Source organism: Stenotrophomonas sp. 22692 (genome assembly GCF_052045015.1).
Taxonomy (GTDB): Bacteria; Pseudomonadota; Gammaproteobacteria; order Xanthomonadales; family Xanthomonadaceae; genus Stenotrophomonas; species Stenotrophomonas geniculata.
Genome location: NZ_JBQEMR010000001.1, coordinates 83,271 through 106,460, shown reverse-complemented (window position 1 = coordinate 106,460; position 23,190 = coordinate 83,271). Strand labels below are relative to the sequence as shown.

17 protein-coding genes and 2 pseudogenes are annotated in these 23,190 nt (G+C 66.2%); 16 read left to right on the top strand and 3 right to left on the bottom strand.

The window, feature by feature from the left end; translation table 11 throughout:
- Nucleotides 1-4,743 carry an RHS repeat-associated core domain-containing protein gene (locus tag ACTJJM_RS00445; protein WP_440865034.1) on the bottom strand — a complete coding sequence of 1,581 codons (4,743 nt, stop codon included), beginning with the start codon at nt 4,741-4,743 and terminating at the stop codon, nt 1-3.
- 271 nt (nt 4,744-5,014) lie between these two features.
- Between ACTJJM_RS00445 and ACTJJM_RS00440 the strand changes: the two are divergent.
- Nucleotides 5,015-5,149, top strand: a pseudogene (locus ACTJJM_RS00440) (alpha/beta fold hydrolase); the annotation flags it as partial.
- A gap of 35 nt (nt 5,150-5,184) precedes the next feature.
- Here the strand turns inward: ACTJJM_RS00440 and ACTJJM_RS00435 are convergent.
- Complete coding sequence (locus ACTJJM_RS00435) at nt 5,185-5,979, bottom strand: AraC family transcriptional regulator (protein ID WP_100445940.1); 795 nt, start codon at nt 5,977-5,979, stop codon at nt 5,185-5,187.
- Nucleotides 5,980-6,145: 166 nt separating this feature from the next.
- Between ACTJJM_RS00435 and ACTJJM_RS00430 the strand changes: the two genes are divergently transcribed.
- The 10 genes and pseudogenes from ACTJJM_RS00430 to eptA all read left to right on the top strand — a co-directional run bounded on the left by ACTJJM_RS00430 (nt 6,146) and on the right by eptA (nt 15,681).
- Complete coding sequence (locus tag ACTJJM_RS00430; protein ID WP_241874885.1) at nt 6,146-8,020, top strand: FUSC family protein; 1,875 nt, start codon at nt 6,146-6,148, stop codon at nt 8,018-8,020.
- Between the two features lie 4 nt (nt 8,021-8,024).
- Nucleotides 8,025-8,234, top strand: a complete 210-nt coding sequence (locus ACTJJM_RS00425) for a DUF1656 domain-containing protein (protein ID WP_019337823.1) — start codon at nt 8,025-8,027, stop codon at nt 8,232-8,234.
- A 1-nt stretch (nt 8,235) separates the two neighbouring features.
- Nucleotides 8,236-9,120 carry an efflux RND transporter periplasmic adaptor subunit gene (locus ACTJJM_RS00420; RefSeq protein WP_440865033.1) on the top strand — a complete coding sequence of 295 codons (885 nt, stop codon included), beginning with the start codon at nt 8,236-8,238 and terminating at the stop codon, nt 9,118-9,120.
- Nucleotides 9,117-10,553: an efflux transporter outer membrane subunit gene (locus ACTJJM_RS00415; RefSeq protein WP_241874886.1), complete on the top strand. Its 1,437-nt coding sequence runs from the start codon at nt 9,117-9,119 to the stop codon at nt 10,551-10,553. Before ACTJJM_RS00420 ends, ACTJJM_RS00415 begins: the two co-directional genes overlap by 4 nt.
- A 134-nt stretch (nt 10,554-10,687) precedes the next feature.
- Nucleotides 10,688-11,035 carry an RcnB family protein gene (locus tag ACTJJM_RS00410; RefSeq protein ID WP_021204235.1) on the top strand — a complete coding sequence of 116 codons (348 nt, stop codon included), beginning with the start codon at nt 10,688-10,690 and terminating at the stop codon, nt 11,033-11,035.
- A 72-nt stretch (nt 11,036-11,107) separates the two neighbouring features.
- Nucleotides 11,108-11,329: pseudogene (locus ACTJJM_RS00405) on the top strand (nuclear transport factor 2 family protein); the annotation flags it as partial.
- 117 nt (nt 11,330-11,446) lie between these two features.
- Entirely contained in the window at nt 11,447-12,121 is a 675-nt protein-coding gene (locus ACTJJM_RS00400; protein ID WP_019659910.1) for a response regulator transcription factor, read from the top strand.
- On the top strand, nt 12,118-13,350 hold the full coding sequence (locus ACTJJM_RS00395) for an ATP-binding protein (protein WP_049455106.1): 1,233 nt from the start codon (nt 12,118-12,120) through the stop codon (nt 13,348-13,350). Before ACTJJM_RS00400 ends, ACTJJM_RS00395 begins: the two co-directional genes overlap by 4 nt.
- Nucleotides 13,351-13,409: 59 nt before the next feature.
- The gene (locus tag ACTJJM_RS00390) at nt 13,410-13,796 is read left to right on the top strand and encodes a diacylglycerol kinase (protein WP_049455105.1); all 387 of its coding nucleotides are present in this window, start codon (nt 13,410-13,412) and stop codon (nt 13,794-13,796) included.
- 73 nt (nt 13,797-13,869) lie between these two features.
- Nucleotides 13,870-15,681, top strand: a complete 1,812-nt coding sequence (gene eptA / locus ACTJJM_RS00385) for a phosphoethanolamine transferase EptA (RefSeq protein WP_049455104.1) — start codon at nt 13,870-13,872, stop codon at nt 15,679-15,681.
- Here eptA and ACTJJM_RS00380 read toward each other — a convergent pair.
- Nucleotides 15,585-16,505: a M14 family metallopeptidase gene (locus tag ACTJJM_RS00380; RefSeq protein ID WP_010485250.1), complete on the bottom strand. Its 921-nt coding sequence runs from the start codon at nt 16,503-16,505 to the stop codon at nt 15,585-15,587. The genes eptA and ACTJJM_RS00380 overlap by 97 nt on opposite strands.
- A 146-nt stretch (nt 16,506-16,651) precedes the next feature.
- Here ACTJJM_RS00380 and ACTJJM_RS00375 point away from each other — a divergent pair, with 146 nt between their 5' ends.
- The 5 genes from ACTJJM_RS00375 to ACTJJM_RS00355 all read left to right on the top strand — a co-directional run bounded on the left by ACTJJM_RS00375 (nt 16,652) and on the right by ACTJJM_RS00355 (nt 23,185).
- Complete coding sequence (locus tag ACTJJM_RS00375) at nt 16,652-17,305, top strand: DUF3348 family protein (RefSeq protein WP_049455103.1); 654 nt, start codon at nt 16,652-16,654, stop codon at nt 17,303-17,305.
- A gap of 10 nt (nt 17,306-17,315) precedes the next feature.
- Nucleotides 17,316-19,580, top strand: a complete 2,265-nt coding sequence (locus ACTJJM_RS00370; RefSeq protein WP_049455102.1) for a DUF802 domain-containing protein — start codon at nt 17,316-17,318, stop codon at nt 19,578-19,580.
- Entirely contained in the window at nt 19,577-20,215 is a 639-nt protein-coding gene (locus ACTJJM_RS00365; protein WP_005409939.1) for an OmpA family protein, read from the top strand. The genes ACTJJM_RS00370 and ACTJJM_RS00365 overlap by 4 nt, the downstream gene beginning before the upstream one ends.
- Nucleotides 20,205-20,582 (top strand): DUF2894 domain-containing protein, encoded by a 378-nt coding sequence (locus ACTJJM_RS00360; RefSeq protein ID WP_049455101.1) that lies wholly within the window; start codon nt 20,205-20,207, stop codon nt 20,580-20,582. Before ACTJJM_RS00365 ends, ACTJJM_RS00360 begins: the two co-directional genes overlap by 11 nt.
- Nucleotides 20,583-20,866: 284 nt before the next feature.
- Nucleotides 20,867-23,185 (top strand): TonB-dependent receptor, encoded by a 2,319-nt coding sequence (locus ACTJJM_RS00355; protein ID WP_049455100.1) that lies wholly within the window; start codon nt 20,867-20,869, stop codon nt 23,183-23,185.
- Nucleotides 23,186-23,190: the final 5 nt, after the last annotated feature.

The following is a 23,190-nucleotide window of genomic DNA, read 5'->3' as shown; positions in this document are numbered from 1 at the left end:
TCAACGGCCTTCAGGCTTAAGTTCCACCACGAGAGTTCCCTCGGGGAGATTCTTGACGTACTTATTGTACTGATCCCAGGAGATGTAAGCCCAACCAGTCTTCAGATCGAAGATGGCTTGAGGTGCATCAACTGGGCCGTACACAGCGTCCGCCCGTGAGGACCCCGGGTACCCATACCTAACAACCCTACGGCCAGCGTAGCTCACCTCAGTCGCATACTGAGACGTCGGGCATGTGGTATCCACCAGGCGCTTGAACTCACTATGGATGAGCGTTCCGCGTATCCAAGGCAGTGAGCAACGCCATCCACAGGTGGCGTCGATGGTGGACGCTGCTTGGTTTGCCAGCCTCTGGAGCCGATTTCCGACCGCCTGCAACTCCGGTGAAACAGGTACGGCCTGAGGTATGTATTTTCTATCGGCCAAGCCTAGCGAATCGACACGGCCAGTGGGATCTCCGCTTCCATACGCGAACGAGTTCAGTCCACCCATCAACCCAATCGGATCGCTCTGGGTATACCGCCCCACTGCCGGGTCGTATTCCCTCCGATAGTTGTAGAACAGCCCACTCGCATCCGTCGCCTGCTGCCCGGCGAAGCGCAGCGCCAACTCGAACGCCACACCATCGCCATCCGGATCAAGACTCGGAATCTGGTTGCCGAACACCTCGCTCTTGTTGCTCCACTCCCATATCGAGACATTCCGCACCGGGTCGATCACCACGCGCGGCGTGCCCAGATGATCCGGCTGCACGTAGGCCAGCTCCGGCACGCCGGTAGCCGGCGTGTTGATCAGCGCCACCGGATAGTTGTCCAGCCAGATGGCCTGCTGCTGCGCCTGGCCCGTGGCCGAGTAGTTACCGAGCCACTGCCCGGCCTCGTCGTACAGGGTGATCTGAGCCGCACCACCGGCTGGGGTGCGCAGCACGCGCTCGCCGCGGTGGTTGTAGGCATAACTTTCCAGCACGGCATCGCCCTGCTTCACGGCGTTCATGCGGTTGGCATCGTTGTAGGTGAACGTCTTGCCGCCGATGCTGGTGGTGTTGCCCACCGCGTCATGGTTGCGCGCCTCGCCATCCACGGCGGTCAGCCGGTGGCTGGTTGCGGGATAGGTGTAGCTGGCGGTGCCTGCTGAGGTGGTCAGCGCAGTGCGATTGCCGGTGGCGTCATAGGCATAGGTTTCAATCGGCGTGCCGGTCGCGCCGTCCTGGGTCTGGGTCAGTCGGCCCAGCGTGTCGTAGGCGTACTTGGCCAGCACCGTCGAGCCTGCGCCATTCTTCAGCTCAGTGATCGAGCCGACCGGATCATAGCCATAGCCCAGCGACAGGCCGCCTGCAGCCGGGTCATGCACCGCTTGCGGGCGATAGTCCAGGTCCAGCGGACGCTGCAGCTGGCGGCCATTGCCATAGGTCCAGCCGGTCGCCGGGCCGAAGGCCGCATAGGTCACGTTGTTCACCACGATCTGGCGCGCCTGGCCGGGGCGGGTCAGGCCGATCTGGCTGATGCGGCCCTGGGTATCGCGCACGTAGTCGGCCACGCTGCCGTCGGGGTAGGTCAACGCGGTCAAGCGACCCGTCTTGCTGTAGGCATAGCGCAGGGTGCTGGCCACACCATTGACGGTCTGCACCTTGCGGGTGACCTGGCCGAAGCGGTCATGGCAGTACTGGGTGCTGCCATTGGCGTGCAGCACCTGCCCCAGGCGGCCCTTGGCAAAGCGCTCGTCGGCGGCACAGGCGGCCGGCGCCACGTCATAGCTGTAGCCCACGTCCAGATTGGGGTCCGGGTAGGCGATGCCGATCAGGCGGTTGAGTGCATCGTAGTGATAGGTGGCAGTGATGCCGCGTGCATCGGTGGCCGTCTTGCGGTTGCCGGCGGCGTCCACGGTGAAGCTGCTGGCGCCACTGTCCGGGCTGACCTGCCCGGTCAGGTCACCGAATCCGTTGTAGGCGTAGGTGGTATGCAGGCCCTTCGGGTCAGTGACCTGGGTGACCTGGTCCAGCGCGTTGTACTGGCTGCGGATCTCGGCGGCCACGCCACCCACGTCCTGCAAGGTCTGGGCCAGGCGGTTCAGCGGGTCGTACTGCTGGCTGGTCACGCGCTGCAGGGCGTCGGTCACGGTCTGCGGGTTGCCGTTAGCATCGTAGGCAAAGCCGGTAGCGTGGTTGCCTGCGTCCTTCAGTGCGGTCAGCTGGCCGAGTGTGTTGAACGTCCGTGCGAGGGTACGGCGCAGGGTACCGCCTGCATCGAGCGTGTCTTCCTTGAGGCGATTGCCGGCATTGTCCAGCGTGTAGTGAATCGTGTTGCCCGCGTTGTCCTCGATATCGGTCAAGCGCAGCGCCGCATCGTAGACATAGGAAACGCTGCTGCCGTCGGGCTCGGTGATCTGTTGCACCTGGCCGGTCGGCCAGTAGCTGATCTGGGTGACCCGATTCTCGGCAGTGGTCGCGCCACGTACGGTGACCGAGGTTGGCCAGCCGCGAGCATGGTAGGTGTAGTCGGTGACCACGCCGTTGGCATCCTTGACCGACAACGGCCGTCCGAAAGCGTCGTAGGCCAGAGTCTCGACCGTCTGGCCCAGCGCATTGGTCACGCTGCGCAGGTCGCCCTTGCGATAGGTGCAGGCACCTCCCGTCGCGCACCCTGCATCATCCGCCGAGTAATAGGCATAGGTAACGGCATCGGCCACATCCGTGCGCGGGCCATCCACACTCTTCAGCAGCCCCTCCACCGGGCAGCTGCCTGCCGCTGCCACATCAGCGGCTTCGCAGTACGTGTAGTTGGTGATGCGCGTCTGACCGGAAGCGGTGTCGGTCACGGTGTTGGCCGTCGGCTGGCGTCGGGAATTGAAGGCCGTGCGGGTTTCGCGGCTACCGATCCGGGTGGTCAGTACCGCATTGGTTTCGACGTCGCGCGCCGTGGTCACCACACGCTGCTCGGGAAAGCCGACCGCTTCGGTCACGGTATGGATGCTGACGGCACGACCGCTCACCGGATCGGTGCCCTGCGCATAGGTGTGCTTGGTCTGGATGCCGCGGCGATCGGTGTAGGTATTCAGACGCCGGCGGAAGTCGACACTCTGGTCGTAGTAGGTTCGGCTGACGGTTCCCTGCGAATCCGTCAGGCCGGTCACCTTGCGCGACGGAGCGCTATCGCCTCCGGGTGTCAGGGTGTAGTCGGTCTGCCGCCCCAGCGCGTCGGTCACCACCGCACCGCCATTGGGGCTGTAGGCCAGCGTCACGCCATCGGCACCGCCGGCATGCTGACTGGAGATCACACGACCGATGGAATCGTAGGTGAAGGTGCTGTAGCGGCGACCGTCCTCGGCGGTGATGCCGGTCAGGTGCTGGGGGAAGTCCTGGTTCTCGTAGTGATACGTCCGCACACCACCACCCGCATAGGTCACCGTGGCGACCTGGTTCTGCGGCGTGTAGGTATAAGTGGCGAGCGGAATGCCTTCGACCAGCACCGAACTGATCAGCGCCTCATAGTCGTTGGACTGGTAAACGAACTCGAGCGTGCGGCCACTGCTGTGGGTGACGGCTGCAAGGCGGTCGCTGTCGTCATAGATGTAGGTCAGCGACGTGCCATCCGCGAAGCGCTTGGCGGCAAGACGCCCGTCCGCGCCGAAGGTAGAGATGGAATCGGCCGTGTACAGTGTCCAGTTGCCGTTCTGGACCAGACGATCGCCACTGTCGTCGTCCGCCTCATAGGCTTGCCCGATCTTCTTGAATGCACGCTGGAAACCAGTGCTTTCAATGATGCCCACACTGTCAACGCCATCCAGTGCCAGGTGGGCGCCCAGCGAATGGGTCCAGCCATAACCGACGCCACCGGATGAGGTGGAGATGCCGGAGTGATAGAAGCGCGTCAGCGCGATCCAGCCCAGATCGAAGTCCGGCGCGATCTCGTACTTCTCGCCCGTTTTGACATCACATGGGTTGCCGACATTGCCGTCGCAGGTACCGCCGTTGGAGGCCGGGTCCTTGTCGGGAATCGGACTCATGTTCGCCGCTGCATCGTTGCGGGACATGGGGCAGCTACCGTTGCCGCCGTCCTTGTCGCACTTCTGCGACTTCGAGGTAATGGTTGCAACGAATTCTTCGCTGACGCAGGCGTTGTGTGTGTTGGACCACTGCGTGAAGGGGATCGGGCAGTTCAAGCGTCGCATGCGAGCAAGCCCTGTCGTTCCTGCGTCGAAGGGCACGCACGGAGACTCCGCCGAATTGCTGCCCAGCATGCCGGTGACCCGGTACTCCCTGACCTCCGAAATTCCGTCCATCCCTGGAGCAGTTGGGCCCCATTCTCCTTCCGGCACAGCAGTTTCCCCAGGACACTGGGGATTGATGTCCTGCAAGTCTGCAATGAGCGCTTCCAGCACTTCCTCTTCGGACAAGAAGCCACCATCACCCGCGCCGTAGTAAGTCCAGTCAGGGTCGGAGGGCTGCGTCTTTCCCATCCAGTAGGTAATCGACGTATTTCCGTTCAAGTCCACGACTTTCGACTTGATCTTGTCGACGTACTGCCAGCCGAACTGGAACTCCGGCGGGAAGGGGCTGGGCGCCGGCAGATTCTTGATGCCGGCCACCGCCGCCTGCTGGGTTTTGTACTGGGTCGCGTCGCCGCCGGGCTGGGAAATACGCCAGGTGATCTTGCTTTCCTGCGCCTGTACAACAGCCGGCGCAATGCAGCCAACGGCAACAATCGCCAGCACGGCACACGAAATGGTCTTCAGTCGTTCCAACATCCCTGTTCTCCTTCCTGGACGAACACAGCGCCGGCGGGAACGAGAACGCGAAGGTGTTCCCCGCGTCATGCTTCGGATCGTCCCTGGTCCGGTATGCGGCAGTGCTACATGCCGCCTTTATCGTTGAAGACGCTTGCACGTTCAAGTGTGGAGCCGCGTAACCGGTCACAGATTCAAGCATCCGTGGCCATTCAGCGGCCTACGCCGGGCTCCCATGACTTCTTCTACAGGGAGTCCGTGTTCATAGCTCACATCACTACCAGCACAATCTGCCGCACGCGCCCTGCTCTTCTCGGGATTCACGCGCGGCTCGCACCGCTACCTGGCAACCGGCCACACCCTCCAGCGCGAGGATCCTGCTGCGGTGGTGGCCGCGATTCCATCGGTCTCCGACACCTCGAAGTAGCCGTTCCGGGCAACGGCTTCCCCCATTGTTCCCCGCTACTGCCCGCGCAGCCGCACGGCAAAGTACCGCGCCGGGGAAAGGCCAAGCGCTTTCTTGAACATCGTGATGAAGGCCGTCACCGACTCATAGCCCAGCGTCTCGGAAACGCGTTGTACCGGTGCGCCCGCGGCGAGTTCACGAATGGCGATGAGCAGGTGCAGCTGCTGCCGCCAGCGTCCGAAGGACAAGCCCGTTTCTCGCTCAATCAACCGGGTCAGCGTGCGCTCGCCCAGGGCCAGGCGCACGGCCCACTGGCTGATGGTGCTGCGGTCTGCCGGATCAGCCGACAATGCCGCAGCCAATGCACGCACCTTCGGGTGATGGCTGACCGGCAACGACAGGTGCTCGGCAGGCATCTGTACCAGCTCGTCCAGCAACACCCGCGCCAGCCGGTCGGTGTGGCTGCCATGCGGGTAGTCCAGCGGCGCGTCGGCCAGGTGCAGGATCATCTCCCGCAGCATCGGGGAGATCGCCAGCGTCACGCACTGCATGGGCAGATCGACGATGCCGGGCTCGACGAACAGATAGCACAGGCGCGCGTTGGCGGTGGCGCGATTGCTGTGCGGCATGCCACCCGGAATCCAGACGCCACACTGGGGCGGCACGATCCACAACGCGCTGGCCACTTCGCAGGTCACCGCCCCATGCAGCGCAAGAATGAGCTGGCCCTTGCGATGCTCATGTACGGGAATCTCCGCGTCGTGCTCGGCCACCTGCAGGCGGCTGGCGACCGCCGGGCGATCGGTCTCGTCCGGGTCCAGGTCAAAGCCGGGGAGCGAAATGCGAGCCATTCTCACATTGACCGGTTTTAGCGATTGGTTGTCATTGTAGCGAAATTCGCCAGTGCGGCCGATCACTAGCATGACCCGCATGCACCTCCCCACACCTTTTCTTCCCCACCTGTTCCAGGCATTCGCCCGGTTGAAAAGCCCTGCCCTCAGGACCGACCAGGAGGCGGTGCTGTTCTCACTCAAATGCCTGCTCGCCGCGTCGCTGGGGCTGTATGTCTCCCTGCGGATCGGCCTGAACCGCCCGTTCTGGGTGATCGGCACGGTCTATCTGGTGTCGCAGCCCCTTTCCGGGGCGACACTCAGCCGCGGCCTGTTCCGTCTGCTCGGCACCGTGGGCGGGGCCTTCGCCACCGTCGCACTGGTGCCACGATTTGCCAATGCCCCCCTGGTGCTGAGCGCCGCGCTCGCGGCGTGGATGGCGCTGTGCCTGTACCTGGCGATGCTCGACCGCACGCCGCGTGCGTATGCGTTCCTGCTGGCCGGCTATACCACCAGCCTGATTGGGTTTCCTGCGGTGATGGTGCCGGGAGACGTGTTCACCATCGCCATCACGCGGGTGCAGGAAATCGCCATCGGCATCCTTGCCGCAACGCTGGTCCATGCGCTGGTGCTGCCGCGCCGGGTCTCGATGCGCGTGCACGTACGGGTTGCTGCCGTGCTGGATGATGCGGAACGATGGACACGGGACATGCGCGCCGGTGCATCGGACATGGTACTGGCGAGGGACCGCTCGAAAGTGGCCGCCGACCTGCTCGAGCTGCATGTGCTGTCGATCCACCTGCCCTACGACAGCGCCCACGGCGTGGCGCAGGTGCAGATCCTGCGCGCCCTGCACGACCGGATGCTGGACGTCCTGATGCTGTCCAGCGCGGTGGAAGATTCCATCGACCGGCTGCGTTCACCACAGGCCGGCGCGATGGATGCAACGGGCTGGCGCGATCTGCTGCAGGCCGGCCTCGCCGCGCAACAGACCGAGCTCGACCTCGCCCACGCCGACTGCCGCGTGCTGCAGGCGCAACTGCACACTGCCCGTCCCGACTGGCGTCGGCATGTGCCTGCCCGCCTTGCGCGACATGTGCAGGGTGCGGTACTTCACCGGGATCATCGGCTTGCCCTGCGCAGCGCGCTGGGCGCGTTCGCCGGCATCCTGCTGAGCTGCGTTCTGTGGATCGTCACCGGCTGGTCGGAGGGCGCCACGGCGGTATCCATCATCGGCACGGCGTGCGTGCTGTTCGGCACGATCGAAGCGCCTGCGCCGCATGTCATGCGCTATCTGGTCGGGTCGTTGATCGGCGTTGCCGTCGGCCTGCTCTACGGTCTGCTGATCTTCCCCGCGTTGTCCGATTTCCTCGGCCTGATTGCCGCGCTGGCGCCGGTGCTGCTGCTGTGCGGATCGTTCCTTGCCCGGCCGCCCTTCATCATGGCCGCCCTGGGCGTGGTACTGACCTTCCCGCTCATCGCGGGCCTCGGTGCGACCAGCACGGTCAACATCGTCGGCGCACTCAACAACAGCGTTGCGTTGTTCGTGGGTACGACGGTGGCACTGTGCAGCATGCAGCTGTTCCAGACCGCCGATGCAGGCCGCAACCGCGCACGGCTGGAGCGTTCGATCCGCCGGGACATCGCACGACACGCCGCCGGACGAGGTGATGTGACCCGAGCCTGGCTCAGCCGCATGCTGGATCGCATCGGGCTGCTCGCTCCCAGGTTGCAGGGCCGTGCCAGCGCAACACACGACCTGCGGGCATTGTTTGCGGACGTTCGTGCGGCACATGCATCCAACCAGCTCCGCGCTCTGGAAGAGTATCTGGACAACCCACACGTACGGCCGCTTCATGCGGCGCTGATCGAACGCGTCGCCGCACATTTCAGGATCCGCGCCCACGCGGCACACAGTGTCGATGCCCATCTTCTGAAGTTGTTGGACTGCATGCGCGAGGCCGCAACAGCCATCGCCGAGGCCGATCGAGGGAATCTGCTGCACCTGCTCAGCGGGTTGCGCCGCGACCTGCTGGCCTCACCGCTCACCCATCGGCACTGACCGCATGCTCTCTGATCTTTCCATTGATGGCGTGCTCATTCCCGGCCTGCTCGCCGTGGCCGCTGCCGCCTTGGCGCTGTCGATACTGACTTCACGCCTGCTCGCCAGCCTCGGTCTGTACCGGCTGTTCGCCGCGCGGCCGCTGGTGGGCCTGTCCCTGTTCGTGATCCTGGCGGAGCTGATGATCCGGCTCTCGCCCCTGCTCGAGAAATGAAATGAAAGACCTGCTTGCTGTCATCGGGCGCTGGAGCGCAACGCTGGGCGTGTGTGCGCTTGCCGCCATTGCCGCGCTCTCCCTCTGGAATCGTTACGAAATGCGCCCGTGGACGCGGGATGGGCGGGTGCGCGCCGATGTGGTGCGCGTTGCGTCGGACATGGGGGGGCTGGTCACCCAGGTGCTGGTGCACGACAACCAGCGGGTCAGTGCCGGCCAGCTGCTGCTGGTGCTCGATCAGCCACGCTTCGCCGCCACGCTGGAGAAGGCAGACGCGGCGGTCAGGAGCGCGCATGCCACGCTGGCGCTGGCCCGCCGCGAATCGGCGCGGGACAACGCACTTGGCAACCTGGTCGCTTCGGAAACCCGCGAACGCAATGCCGCCAAGGTCGATACCGAGCTGGCCGCGCTGGCGCAGGCACGGGCCGAACAGCGCGTTGCCCAGCTCAACGTGCAACGCACCGAGGTGCGTGCAACCACCGATGGCATCATCACCAACCTCGACCTGCACGCGGGCGACTACCTGCAACCCGGTGCGCAGGCACTGGCGCTGATCGACACCGGCAGCCTGCGTATCGAGGGCTACTTCGAGGAAACCAAACTGGCCTGCATCACCGAGGGCGATGCCGCCGTGGCCCGGCTGATGGGCGGCAACCACGACGTCCGCGGACACGTGGATACCATCGCCGCCGGCATTGCCGACGATCAGCGCTCAAGCACACACAACCTGCTGCCCGCCGTGGCGCCAACTTATACCTGGGTGAGGCTGGCGCAGCGCATCCCGGTACGCATCCGCATCGATGATGCGCCGTCGGATACCCGCCTGATCGTGGGTCGCACTGCGAGTGTGACCATCACACCCTCGGCACCGGGAGCCTGCAAGTGAGCGTGCGAACACTACGCGGTGGGCTGCTTGCCCTGCTGCTGCCCATGACGGCCTGCGTATCCGGCCCCGACTATCACCTGCCTGCGAATGCGGTCGCGGCCTCCCCCCAGGTGGCGCGGGCGTTCGTCTCGGGCCAGGAGGCATCGTTCAGCCAGGACGCGCCACCAGATCAATGGTGGCACCTGTACGGCGACCCCCGGCTTGACGCCTACGTACGCGAAGCACTGGCGGCCAATACCGACCTGCGCGCCGCCGATGCCAACCTTCGGCGCGCCAGCGCAACCGTGCTGGAGTACCGCGCGCGCGGTGCCGTGCAAGCCGACGTGGATGCATCGGGCACGCTCACCCATGCCGGTGGCTACACCCAGGCGTCGGCCGCGCCGCAGTCGTATGCGCTGGGCCTTCACCTCTCCTATCCACTGGATCTTGCAGGCGGCATCCGCCGCGGCATCGAAGCCGCCAACGCGGACGCCGAGGCCGTCGCTGCGGCACGCGACCAGGTCCGCGTGGTCGTCGCTGCTGCCGTCACCCGTGCCTATCTCCAGATCTGCACAAGCAATTACACGCTCGCTGCGACCCGGCAGGTGCTGGCGATACAGCGCGCCACGCTGGAGGCAACCCGACGCCTGGCTGCCGGAGGGCGCGGAACGGACTTCGATGTCAGCCGTGCCGGTGCCGCCGTCAACCGCAGCGCGGCGGGGATACCGCACCTGCTGGCGGAACGCCAGGCCGCACTGTTCGAACTGGCCGCATTGATGGGCAGGCTCCCGGCGGACTATCCCAGGGAGGCCGAAGCCTGCCCAGGCCCCCCGGAGCTGGAGCAGGCGCTGCCGGTCGGTGATGGTTGGCAACTGCTCCAGCGGCGCCCCGACGTACGCGCAGCCGAACGCAGCCTGGCCGCCGCGACTACAATGATCGGTGTCGAGACGGCGGGTCTCTATCCGCAGATCACCTTGGGCGCCTCTTCGGGCGTGGCCGGCACACCGGCGCATCTGCTGTCGGCCGACGGCTTCGGTGCGAGCATCGGTCCCGTGCTGTCATGGCACTGGCCCAACCGCCGCGTGGCCAAGGCCCGCGTCGCAGCGGCAGGTGCCAATGCAGATACCGCGCTCGCGTCCTTTGACGGCGTCGTGCTGCAGGCACTGCGCCAGACCGAGACCGCGCTTTCTGCCTGCACGCAGGAGCTTGAACGCGAGCGCAGCCTGGCGCAGGCGCGTGGGGATGCAGCGCGGGCCGCCGGGCAGGCGCAGCAGCTCTACCGTTTCGGCAGGATCGATTTTCTCGACCTGCTTTCGGCCCAGGCCGCGCTGGCAGATGCGGAGTCCGCATTGGCCGTCTCGCGCGCGGAGCGCATTGACCGGCAGATGGATCTTTTCCTGTCGTTGGGTGGAGGCTGGGCTGCAACAGATTCAGCCCCGAGCGGGGTCCAGTGACCCGTTGCCTGGCAGCGGCTGCAGGCCGCGCCGTCTGTTCAGAAAAGTGCCTCCCAAACCCGTATTCATTCACACTGACTGCCCTATATTCCCGCCACAGCGCCGCATGCTGCGGCCATGACGGAGGCACTTCCATGAAGACCACACGTTTGCTTGCCATCGCTTTGACCACCGCCACCGCGTTGGCTGCGGCCCCCGCCTTCGCTGACCCGCCGCATCACGCCCGCGGCAACGGCCCGCCGCCGCATGCCGGCGGCCCGCACAACCGTGATGCGCCGCCGCCCGGCTGGCAGAAGAAGGCCTGGCGTCGTGGCGACCGCCTGCCCTGGGCCGAAGTGGACCGCCGCTACTGGGTGGACGATTACGCGCGTTATGACCTGCGCAATCCGGGTCGCGGCCAGCGTTGGGTGCGCCAGTCCGACACCGAGTACCTGTTGGTGGAGATCGCGACCGGCTTGATCATCGACGCGCTGCATCGTTGAATGCGGAGCGCGCCGGGGCCCTGTAGCCGGGGCCCCGGTGGCGCTTCCACCCTACGAAGGCCGTCATGAACGATGCGAGCCACCGGAATCCAGAACGCGCTTCTCGCTGCGTGCCTCGCCGCAGGCCTGCCGGCCCACGCAAGCCAGCGCCCATCATCGGCTGATGTGAATGCCATCGAACAGGTGGTCGAATCGTTCCGCACCTCGTTGATCAACAAGGACAAGCCGACCTACATGAGCCTGTTCTTTTCGGACAAACCGGAAGATATCGGCTGGCAGTTCGTTTCCGAAGATGCCGGCCGATTGAACGTCGCTTGACGCGGCCGAACCCAGGCCGCGAACCATTCAGCATGCGCATTGGCAATCAGTCAGGGATCGGGCACAGTTCGGCCACGCGCAAGGACGCACGCCATGACCCGCCTGCTGATCATCGAAGACAACCCCGAGCTCGTAGCCAACCTGTACGCTTTCTTTGAGCCTATCGGCTACGTGCTGGACGACGCCCGCGACGGTGCCAGCGGCCTGCGCCGGGCCACGCAGCACGACTACGACGCCATCCTGCTGGACCTGATGCTCCCGCGCCTGGATGGCATGACGCTGTGCCGAAAGCTGCGCCGGGAATTCCAGAACCCGGTGCCGATCCTGATGCTGACCGCGCGCGATCCGGTCGAGGACCGCGTGCAGGGCCTCGCTCTCGGCGCCGATGACTACCTGGTCAAACCGTTCTCGCTGAAGGAACTGGATGCGCGGATCAAGGCCCTGGTGCGACGCGCCCAGGGCCGTCAGGTCGACAGCGTACTGGCGTGGAAGGACTTGCAGGTAGATACGCGCTCGCCGCAGGCCTGGCGACAGGGGCGCTGCATCGCGCTGACGCCTACGTCGCACAAACTGCTGATGTGCCTGGTACGCGCGGCCCCGGCCGTGGTGCGCAAGCAGGAGATGGAATACCTGGTCTGGGGCGACGAGCCACCGGACAGCGGCGCGCTGCGTACCCACATCCATGAGCTGCGCCTGCAGGTGGACCGCAGCTTCGACACCACGTTGATCGCCACGGTGCACAGCGTCGGCTGGCGCATGCCGGCGTGACCCCTGCCGCTCTCTACCGCCGCCTGGCCCTGCGTACCCGCATCACGATTTCGTTCGTGCTGCTGATGGCCGGCGCGATGGGCTTCATCGTCCTGGCCGAACAGGTGGACTACGACCAGGTCAGGGCCGCGGTCATCGCCCGGACCCAGGACAGTGCCGTGCACAAGCTGCAGGCAGCACTGGCCCGTGGCGAGCGCACCGCCCTGCCCCCGGGCAGCCAGCTGTACGACAGCCATAGCGTGCCGATGGTGCTGCGCCAGTACGGCCTGGGCTACCACGGCGAAGCAGGACCCGACGAGTGGCACCTGCGTGTGTTCGACAGTGGCGGCCAGCGCTACTACCTGCTGCAGGACGCTGCACCCTATGGCTACCTGGAACACCTGATCAATGCCTTTGCCGCGGTGGTCATTTCGATCTGCGTGCTCGGCGCCTTCCTGATCGGTCGCAGGGTGGCATCGCACGTCATCGCGCCCATCACGCAGTTGGCCGATGCCGTGCAGAGCGGGCGGAAGCCCTTTCCCTGTCAGGACGCCCGCGACGAGATCGGTGTACTCGCCCGTGCCTTCGCCCGGCACAGTGATGAGCTCGAACGGTTCCTGCATCGCGAGCAATGCTTCAGCGGCGATGCCAGCCATGAGCTGCGCACGCCCTTGGCCATCATCGGCGGCGCTGCGGAAACCCTTGCCTGCCAGCTTCCGTCCGACAGCCACCTGGTCCCCAGCGCGGAGCGTATCCTGCGCACTACCCAGGAGATGCAGCGCCAGCTGTCCTGCCTGCTGCTGCTCTCACGTACCCCCGGCTCCGTGCCGCGCAACAAGGTGGCCCTGCGCCCATTGATCGAATCCTGCATGGAGCGCTGCCAACCGTGGATTTCCGGCAAGCCGGTGATCGTTGCGTTTGATGCCCGGCATGACGCCGTGCTGGACACCAACGCAGATTTGGCGCACAGCGTGATCTGGAACCTGCTGCGCAACGCCTGCCAGTACACCGAAAGGGGCGAAGTGAGGATCACCCTCCACGACACCGCACTCACCGTCGCCGACACCGGACCCGGCCTGCCCTCCAGTATCGACCCACAGCAGTTCCAGCGCTTCGTGCCCGGCAGCCCGCACAATGGCGAGGGACTGGGGCTGTCCATCGTGCAGCGCATCGTCGAGCACCTGGGTTGGAGGATGACGGTGCGTTCCTCGCAGCAGGGCTGCCGGTTCAGCCTGGAGTGGCCCATCTGACGGTTTCCTGACGCGCGCCTGCACATGCTGGGGATTGCTCACTTCACGGCGGAAACGGCATGCAGCACCCCAAGGACAGCGGCAAGTACCCGCACGGCAAGAGCGGCCTGAGCCGCATCTTCCACACCCTCATCCATTCGCGCGATGGTTTCATCGCCACCTTCCGCGGCGAGGCGGCCTTTCGCCAACTGCTGCTTCTGCACGCGCTGTTGATCACTGCAGCGTTCGTACTGGACATCAGCAAGCTCGAACGGGCGCTGGTGCTGGCGGTCTGCTTCATCAGCCTGGTGGTGGAACTGCTCAACTCGGCGATCGAAGCAGTGGTCGATCGCATCTCACTGGAACAGCATCCACTGTCCAAGAACGCCAAGGACATGGGCAGCGCCGCGCAGACCACCGCACTGTTGATGGTGGGCGCGGTGTGGGGCGTGATCCTGCTGGGCTAGTCCGCCCAACCTGACAACTTCCTGATAAAGCGGTTTCGATACTGCGCGCACTCCCGCTCCACGGAACCTGCTCGTGCGTCAACGCCGCCGTTTTCCACGGCCCCATCCGATCGTTCTGGTCTGGGCCACCGCACTGTTCTTCACCACGATTGGAAACATCGCCCTCTGGAAGACGCTGTGGGGGCTGATCGACCTCAACAGCCTGCGCAGCATGCTGTTCCTGGCCAGCTTGCCGGTGGTGCTTTTCTGCCTGTTCAACCTGATGCTGACGCCACTGCTGGCACTGCCGTTCCTGCGCAGGCCGCTGCTGGTGCTGCTCGTTGTCGTCAGCGCCGCCTGCAGCTACTTCATGCTGCACTACAACGTGCTGATCGATCGCAGCATGGTGCAGAACGTGTTCGAGACCAACCAGGCCGAACTGAACGCCTATCTGTCGCTGCCACTGCTGTTGACCCTGCTGGCGCTGGGCGTGCTGCCCGCTGCCGGGCTGGCCCTGGTGCGCACCACCAGCGGGGCCGGTTCGATACGTTCGCTGCTGGTGTGGCCAGTCAGCGTTCTGGCGTCATTGCTGGTACTGCTGGCAATCGGCTTCGCGTTCTACAAGGACTATTCCTCACTGCTGCGCAACAACCGCCACATCCGCGACCAGGTGCTGCCGTTGAACGTGGTGCGGCATACCCACGGTTATCTGAAAGGTCTCTACAGCACCCGCCAGCAACCGCTGCGCGCGATTGGCATGGACGCACAGCGCGCGCCGGGCCCGCGCCCGAAGCTGGTGATCCTGGTCGTCGGCGAGACCGCGCGATCACAGAACTTCCAGCTCAACGGCTACCCACGCGCGACCAATCCCCGGCTCTCGCGCAAGGAAGGGGTCATCAGCTTCAATGATGTCTCCTCATGCGGGACCGCCACGGCCATCTCGGTGCCGTGCATGTTCTCGCAGATGACCCGAGGCCAGTACGACGACGTGCGCGCCGCAACCGAGGAGAACGTGCTCGACATGCTGCAGCGCACCGGCATCCGCGTGCTCTGGCGCAACAACAACAACGGCGGCTGCAAGGGCGTGTGCGAACGCGTACCGACCGAGGACATGCCTGCGCTGAAGGTGGCCGGCCAGTGCGTCAACGCCGACGGCACCTGCTACGACGACGTGCTGCTGCACCAGTTGGGCGCACGCATCGATGCCATCAACGGCGACGCCCTGATCGTGCTGCATCAGCTCGGCAGTCATGGGCCGACCTACTTTGAACGGTATCCCGCAGCGTCGCGGGCTTTCAGCCCGACCTGCGACAGCAACCAGATCCAGCATTGCAGCAACGAGGCGCTGGTCAACACCTACGACAACACTCTGGTCCACACCGACCACCTGCTGGGCAAGGCCATCGACCTGCTGCAGGGCTATGCGGACCAGCGTGATGTCGCACTGATCTATGTGTCCGACCATGGCGAGTCGCTGGGCGAACGCGGGATGTACCTGCACGGCACGCCCTACTTCATCGCCCCGCGCGAGCAGACCCAGGTGCCGATGGTGATGTGGTTCTCACCGGAATTCAGCCGCAACGCAGGCCTGGACCTGGCCTGCCTGCACCAGAATGCCCTGCACCGGGCGCACAGCCACGACAACCTCTTCCACTCGCTGCTGGGCCTGTTCGCGGTCAACAGCGGGGTGTACCAGCACGATCTGGATGTGTTCGCAGGTTGCCGCGCGTCGGCTTCGCCGGCTGTGGCCACCTCACCGGCCAAAGAAAGGCGCCGGCTGATGCCGGTCGCTGCCCGGAACGTGGCGCGCTACTGCGCCGCCAGGGCGAAATCCAGGCCCGCACACACCGCCGCCACCTGGGCGTCGTTGCATTCCTGCGGGTTGGTGCGCGGGCTGTCCGGGTAGACCTCGGTGGTGGTGGCAAAGCGCGCGTCGGTGAAGCCGGCGCAGGCGCCGATCGAACGCGATTCACCCCAGACCACGCCCGGCGACTGCAGCGGCAGGCCGACCAGGTTGCCTTCGGCATCGGCCGGGGCGATATGGGTGACCGGGGCCACGGCGGTGATCAATGCCTTCTGGAACTCGGCCTGCGGATCTTCGCTGTTGCCGATCACGTAGAAACCATCCGGAATGGTGTCGCGCTCGAATGGCTTGCCGTCGCGGGCACAACGCGCCGGATCGAACTCGTGCAGGTCGCTGTCGGTGGTCTCGTGCAGGTCCAGGTGCACCAGCAGGTTCGGCTTGCGCTCGGCCACCCAGGCCATCAGGGCGGCGGCTTCCACGATCTGGCCGCCGTCACGGAAGCTGCGGTTGGGGTCGATGGCGTCCGGGTTCCAGCGCTGGATGCGCTCGTAGCCCCACGGGCTGACGCACGGCGCCACGATCAGGTTCAGCCGGCCCAGGTAACGCTCCGCCTGCTGCTCCAGGAACTGCAGGGCACCGTGCACGCCGCTGGTCTCGTAGCCATGCACGCCACCGGTGATCAGCGCGGTCGGCAGCGCCGGGTTCCAGTCGTGGTTGACCACGGCGAACAGCGGGTAATGGTCCGGCGCATAGTCCAGCTGGCCGTACTGGATCACATCGAAGCTGTCGTCCAGGCGCTCGAGCGCGGCCACCACGTCGTCGTGGTAGCTGCGCCGGCGCTGCTGGCGGGCCCGCCACTGTGCGCGTTCCGCGTCGCCCCAGGGCTGTCCGGGGGTGCCGATCGGGTAGAACTGCGCAACGGTCATTGGGGAACTCCAGGGGTCGAACGGGATGGGTGCAGCCGGACATTCTAAGCCTTGTCGCGCCTGCGGGCGCCCCCGCCCCGCCCCGCCTTCATCCAGCCGGGGTCATCTGGTTGTAAAATCAATGGTTTTTGGCCCCACACCCCTTGATGGCGAACGCAGCGCAGCCGGTCCTGGGTGGACCGGAGTTCCTCCGCCTGCTCGCCCGTCTCAGCGACGGCGCGATGCCGGCCACCAGTCCCGCCCTGACCGATCGCCTCGGCCAGTGGGTGGACTGGAGCCGTGCCGTGGCCCTGTCCGGGGCGCTCGGCGGACGCCTGCCCGAGCCCGGTGAAGCCGTCGAAGCGGTCGAGGATGTGCTGGCCGACTGTGCCCAGGCGCACGCCAGCCTGCTGGCCTCGATCCGCGAGGATGCCGAGGCCGAGCGCCTGCTGGACCTGGCCGAAGCTGCCGCCGCACCCAACTTCGCCTCGCTGCGCCAGCGCTACCGGGTACTGCAGCAGGCCATCCAGACCGCCACGGGCCGCCTGCGCGGCCGCCTGCGCGACCAGCTGGTGCAGGTTTCGCCCGAGCTGGCGCGGCTGGCCGAGGTCGATGCGGTGATGGAACAGACCCTCACCCCGCGCGAGCACAGCCTGCTGGCCACTGCGCCGGCCGTGCTCGGCGCCCGATTTGAACGCGTGCACGGCCAGCCCGGCTGGCGCACGGCCTTCCGCCATGACATGCGCACGCTGCTGCTCGCCGAGCTGCAGCTGCGCTTCCACCCGATCGAAGGGCTGCAAGACGCCCTGCGCTCCCACTGACCGGAACACCATGTCCAGAACTGCTTTCCATGTCGTTGTCTTCCTTGTCGGCCTGCTGGCCGTGTGCTGGATCGGCATTGGCTACGTTTCGGTGCATCCGCTGGGTGCAGCGGTGGCGGCGATCATCGCGGCCTGCTACATCGCCGGTGGCGTGGAGCTGTACCGCTACCGCCAGGCCAGCAACGGCCTGCGCGCCGCACTGAACGACCTGTCCAGCGCGAAGGAAAGCCTCTCCCCCTGGCTGGAGCGCGTGCCGGTAGGCCTGCGCAACGCCGTGCGCCTGCGCGTGGAGGGCGAGCGCACCGCCCTGCCCGCACCGGTGCTGACCCCTTACCTGGTCGGCCTGCTGGTGCTGCTGGGCATGCTCGGTACCCTGCTGGGCATGATGGACACGCTGCGTGGCACCGGACTGGCCCTGCAGAGCGCGACCGACATGGCCGCCATCCGCGGCTCGCTGGCCTCGCCGGTGCAGGGCCTGGCGGTGGCATTCGGTACCTCGATCGCCGGTGTGGCCAGCTCGGCCATGCTCGGCCTGCTGGCGGCGCTGCTGCGTCGGGATCGGCTGCAGGCCGTGCAGCAGCTGGACCGGGCCATTGCAGGCGACCTGCATCCCTACTCGCAGGCCTGGCAGCGCGCCGAGTCGTTGCGCCTGCTGCAGGCACAGTCCGCCGCGCTGCCGGCACTGGTCGACCGCCTACAGGCGATGACACAGACCTTTGAACAGCACAGCACGGCCGCCAACGAGCGCCTGCTGGCCGGCCAGGCCGAATTCCTGACCCAGAGCCAGGCGCTGCAGGAGCGTCTGGCGGTCTCGCTGCAGCAGTCGCTGCGCGAAGGCGCCGAAGCCAGCGCCGCCGCCATCGGCGGTGCGCTGCAGCCGATGGCCGAGACCACGCTGGCTGGCCTGGCCCGTCACAGCGAAGCACTGCACGCCCGCGTCGAGCAGGCCGTGCAGCAGCAGCTGGCTGGCCTGAGCGACGGTTTCGAGCGCAGCCGCGTTGCGACCGAAGCCAGCTGGGCCAAGGTGGTGAGTGAACAGAGCCAGGCACAGCAGGCCCTGGTGGACGATCTGCGCCAGCACCTGCAGGCCTTCAGCGATGGCCAGGGCACGCAGGCCGAAGCACTGGTCGCGCGCATCGGCGAGCGCCTGCAGGCCGATGCCAACGGCAACGCCGAGGCCTGGCGCGCCGCCATCGAGCAGCAGCAGGCACTGAACAGCGCGCTGGTCGAGCGCCAGCAGCAGGCGCTGCTGGCGGCCGGCCAGCAGCTGGACGAGCATGCGCAGGCATTGCTGCGGGCACTGGAGCAGCGTCACGACGCCAGCCAGTCGTTGCTGCAGGACCACGAACAGCAGCGCTCGCAGCAGTGGCAGGCCGCCCAGGCTGCCGCCGCAGCTGCGCACGCCGAACTGCAGGCCTGCCTGGACACTCGCGAACAGCAGCGCCAGGCGCGCTGGGACGCGGTCAGCGCCGAACTGCAGCAAGCCCATGCCGCGCTGCATGCGCAGCTGCAGGCCGGCGACGAACAGCGCCTGCAGCGCTGGAGCGATGCCTTGCAGCACGTTTCCACCGACCTGGCCGAGCGCCTGCGGGCCAACGGCGAGCGCCTGGCTGCGCAGCAGCAGCAGGTCTGCGACACGCTGGCGGCGACCGCACAGCAGATCGGCGAGAACGGTCGTGCACAGGCCAGCGCAACGCTGGCCGAAGTCTCCACCCTGCTGCAGACCGCGGCAGCCGCGCCGAAGGCCGCTGCCGACGTCATCAACGAACTGCGCAGCACGCTCTCTGAAAGCCTGGTGCGTGACAACGCAATGCTGGAAGAACGCGGTCGCCTGCTGGCCACCGTGCAGACCCTGCTCGATGCGATCAACCATGCCTCGCACGAACAGCGCACCGCCGTGGACGCGCTGGTCGGCGGTTCGGCCGAGCTGCTGGAGCGCGTCGGCAACCGCTTCACCGACCATATCGCCGCCGAGACCGGGAAGCTGGACGGCATCGCCGCAGCGCTCAACGGCAGCGCCGGTGAAGTGGGCCAGTTGGCCAGCACCTTTGGTGAGGCGGTCGCGCAGTTCGGCAGTGCCTCCACCGAGCTTTCCGGCCGCCTGGAACAGATTGGCGGCGCACTGGATGCCTCGCTGGCCCGCAGCGATGAGCAGCTGGCCTACTACGTGGCACAGGCGCGCGAGGTGGTCGACCTCAGCCTGCTGTCGCAGAAGCAGGTGATGGAAGAACTGCAGCAGCTGGCCACGCGCCGCGGCAAGGCCGGCAGCGCATGAGCGACGAGCTGGAGGTCGATGGCGGCTCACACGCCCCGATCTGGGCCGCCTTCGGCGACCTGATGTCGGTGCTGCTGGGTGCGTTCGTGCTGATCCTGGTGGGTGTGGTCGCGGTGCAGCTGGAGCTGTCGCAGCGGTTGGACCAGGAAGTGAAGCAGCGCCAGGCCGAAGCCAAGCGCCTGCAGACGCTCGAACAGGCACTGGCTGGCCCGCTGGCTGCCGGTCGCGTGACGCTGGTTGACGGCCGCATCGGCATCAGCGGCAGCGTGTTGTTCGCGCTCAACTCCGACCAGCTGCAGCCGGAAGGCCAGGAGCTGCTGCGCAGCCTGGCGGCACCGCTGGCCGCCTATCTGGGCAGTCGCGAAGAAATCCTCATGGTCAGCGGCTTCACCGATGATGCGCCGGTGCGCGAAGGCAACCGCCGCTTCGCCGACAACTGGGAGCTGTCCGCGCAACGTTCGCTGACCGTGACCCGTACCCTGATCGCCGATGGCGTACCGGCTGACGCCGTGTTCGCCGCCGCGTTCGGCAGCGAGCAGCCGGTCAGTTCCAATGCCAATGAGGAAGGACGCGCACGCAACCGTCGCGTGGAGATCGCGCCGATTCCCAAGCCCAAGGCCCCGGATGCCAAGTAAGCCGCCCGCACTGGAGGGACTGCGCGCACTGGTGCGCGACCTCGATGCGGGGTCGCGCTCGCTGCCGCATTACCCGCGGGTGCCGATGCTGCAGCAGGTACAGCGCGAGTGGTCGGAACTGCGCAGCGAACTGCAGGTGCGCCGCTCGCTGCGCGCCGAGGCTCCGGCTGACGGCGGCCCGCTGAACTCGGCGGTGCTGGTGCAGCGCATGCTGGACACGCTGCAGGCCACCAGCCCAGGTTACCTGCGCCATTTCATCGACTACGTGGACACCCTGTCCTGGCTGCAGGCGCTGCAGGACGGTGCCGTGAGCGGTGGTGACACCGCAAAGCCGAAGCGCACGCGCAAGCCGCGCAACGCGGGTTGATCGCACAGTGACGCCGACCTCGTTCGGCGCCCCCGTAGACGCCAACCTTGGTTGGCGTTCCACCAACGACGCCGCGCATGCCAACCAAGGTTGGCATATATCAATGCATGCTCCGGCATGCCACGCGTGTAGCGGTGTCACCAGACAGTCATCTGTCTAGCGCACCATTTTCACGTGGACCCACGGCGCGTGCAGCGCCTGCAGTCGCATCGCTTGTCTCCCCTTTTCAATTCCATGAGCTCCGCGCCAGCGCGGTGGCTCGTGCCTGCCTGAGTGTCTGCAACATGACGAAGACTTTGTTGGCCGCCGCGCTGTCGATCGCGCTTGCTCCCGCGGCCTGGGCGCAGGATGCTGCCCCGACCTCCCATGGCACGTCCGCCACCGACCTCGATGCGGTTTCGGTGATCGGCAGCGGTGAAGCGCGCCAGGTGCAGCGCATCACCCGCGAGAACCTCGACATCCTGCCGCCGGGTACCAGCCTGCAGAAGACCCTGAACCTGCTGCCGGGCGTCAACGCGCAGTCGGCCGATGCGCTGGGCACCAACGAGCAGTCGATGACTCTCAGCCTGCGTGGCTTCAACTCCACCCGCCTCGGCTACACGCTGGATGGCGTGCCGCTGGGCGATGGCGCGTACAACAACTACAACGGCCTGACCATCAACCGTGCGCTGATCAGCGAGAACATGGCCGGCGCCGAACTGGCCGTGGGTATCGGCAGCCTCGGCACGCCGTCCACCAGCAACCTCGGTGGCACCATCTCGTACACCTCCGACCGCCCGGCCCAGGAACTCGGCGGCCGCGTGGTGCAGACCTTCGGCAGCGATGCCAACCGCCGCACCTTCGTGCGCGTGGACAGCGGCGAGTACAACGGTTTCTCCGGCTATATCTCCGGCATGAATGCCGTCTCCGATCTGTGGAACGACCAGACCGCCTACAACAGATCCACCACCAAGCAGTTCAACGCCAAGGGCGTGTGGAACTTTGGCCGCGGCCAGATCACCGGCTTCGTCGATACCTCGCGCACTACCCAGGCGGACTACTTCTACCTGTCCAAGGACGAGATGTCGCGCGGGCTGGGCTGGGACTGGGGCGGCTATGCGCCGGACTGGAACACGGCCGTGGCCAAGGCCTACTGCAATACCGCCAGCTTCAACGCGAAGAAGTGCGATAGCAGCGGCCCGGACAAGGATGCCGACGGTGCGTTCACCGCCGGGCAGATCCTGCGCGATGACAACCTGTACTACCTGGCCGGCGATTTCTTCCTGGCCGATGGTTTCAGCCTGCGTGCCCTGGCCTACCACCACGACGACCGCGGCGAAGGCCACAACTGGAACAGCGGAGCGTGGTCGAACAAGGGCACCGCGCAGGAAATCCCGATCATCTTCCGCAACACGATCTATACCATCGACCGCGATGGCGGCACGCTGTCGTTCGATTGGGAACTGGGCGCGCACCGCATCGAGGGCGGCGTCTGGTACGAGCGCAACACCAGCAGCGCCGAGCGCTACCAGACCGCCGTGGACGGCCCGCGCGACCTGAGTGGCATGAACACCCTGCCCTCCGATGTCGGTGTGTTCGCCCAGCGCACGCGCTGGAAGACCCACCAGTTCTTCCTGAAGGACACCTGGCGCCTGCTCGATGATCGCCTGACCCTGGAGTTCGGTGCCAAGAGCCCGCATGCCACCTCCGATGCGCAGGCCCTGCCGGGCGACGCGAAGGCGCCGATCTCGCCGACCTCCAACAACCAGTTCGCCACCGGCTCACTGAAGGCCAGCAAGAACTTCCTGCCCAGCATCGGCGCCAACTTCCGCCTGGCCGAGCATCACGAAGTGTTCGCCAGCTACGCCGAGAACATCGCCATGTTCCAGGGCGGCTTCAAGCTGGGCCCGCAGGCAGTCAGCCAGGCCACCTGGAACGCGCAGGGCAACCTGAAGCCGGAAGAATCCCGCTCGCTGGAGGCCGGCTACCGCTTCGTCACCGATACCCTGCAGGCCTCGGTCGCGGCCTACAGCGTGCGCTTCGACAACCGCCTGCTGCAGTACAACCCCTGCGACTCGCGGCAGCCGGTCGGCCCGACCTGCGGCAACCGCTTCTACAACGTGGGCGGCGTCGACAGCCGCGGCGCCGAGCTGACCGTGCTGTGGACCCCGAACGAGCACTTCAGCTGGTACACCTCGGCCTCGCTGAACCGCTCGACCTATGCGTCCAACTACGTGCAGGCGGGCGTCGAGCAGCAGATCAAGGGCAAGATCCAGACCGATACGCCCAAGCAGCTGCTGGCCACCGAGATCACCTGGCGCGACGACGGCTGGTTTGCCAGCCTGCGCGGCAAGTACACCGGCGAACGCTTCTACACCTACACCAACGACCAGGGCTTCGGCGGCTTTACCGTGTTCGATCTGGCCGGTGGCTATGACTTCGGCCAGGTCGGCTTCGCCAAGGGCGTGCGCCTGTCGTTCAACGTGACCAACCTGACCAACAAGCGCTATGCCAGCAACCTGGATTCGAGCGTGTTCGCACCCAGCGACCCGGCCGGCAAGCTGTACGTGTTCCATGCCTCGGCACCGCGCCAGGTGTTCGGTACGATCGACCTTCGCTTCTGATTGAC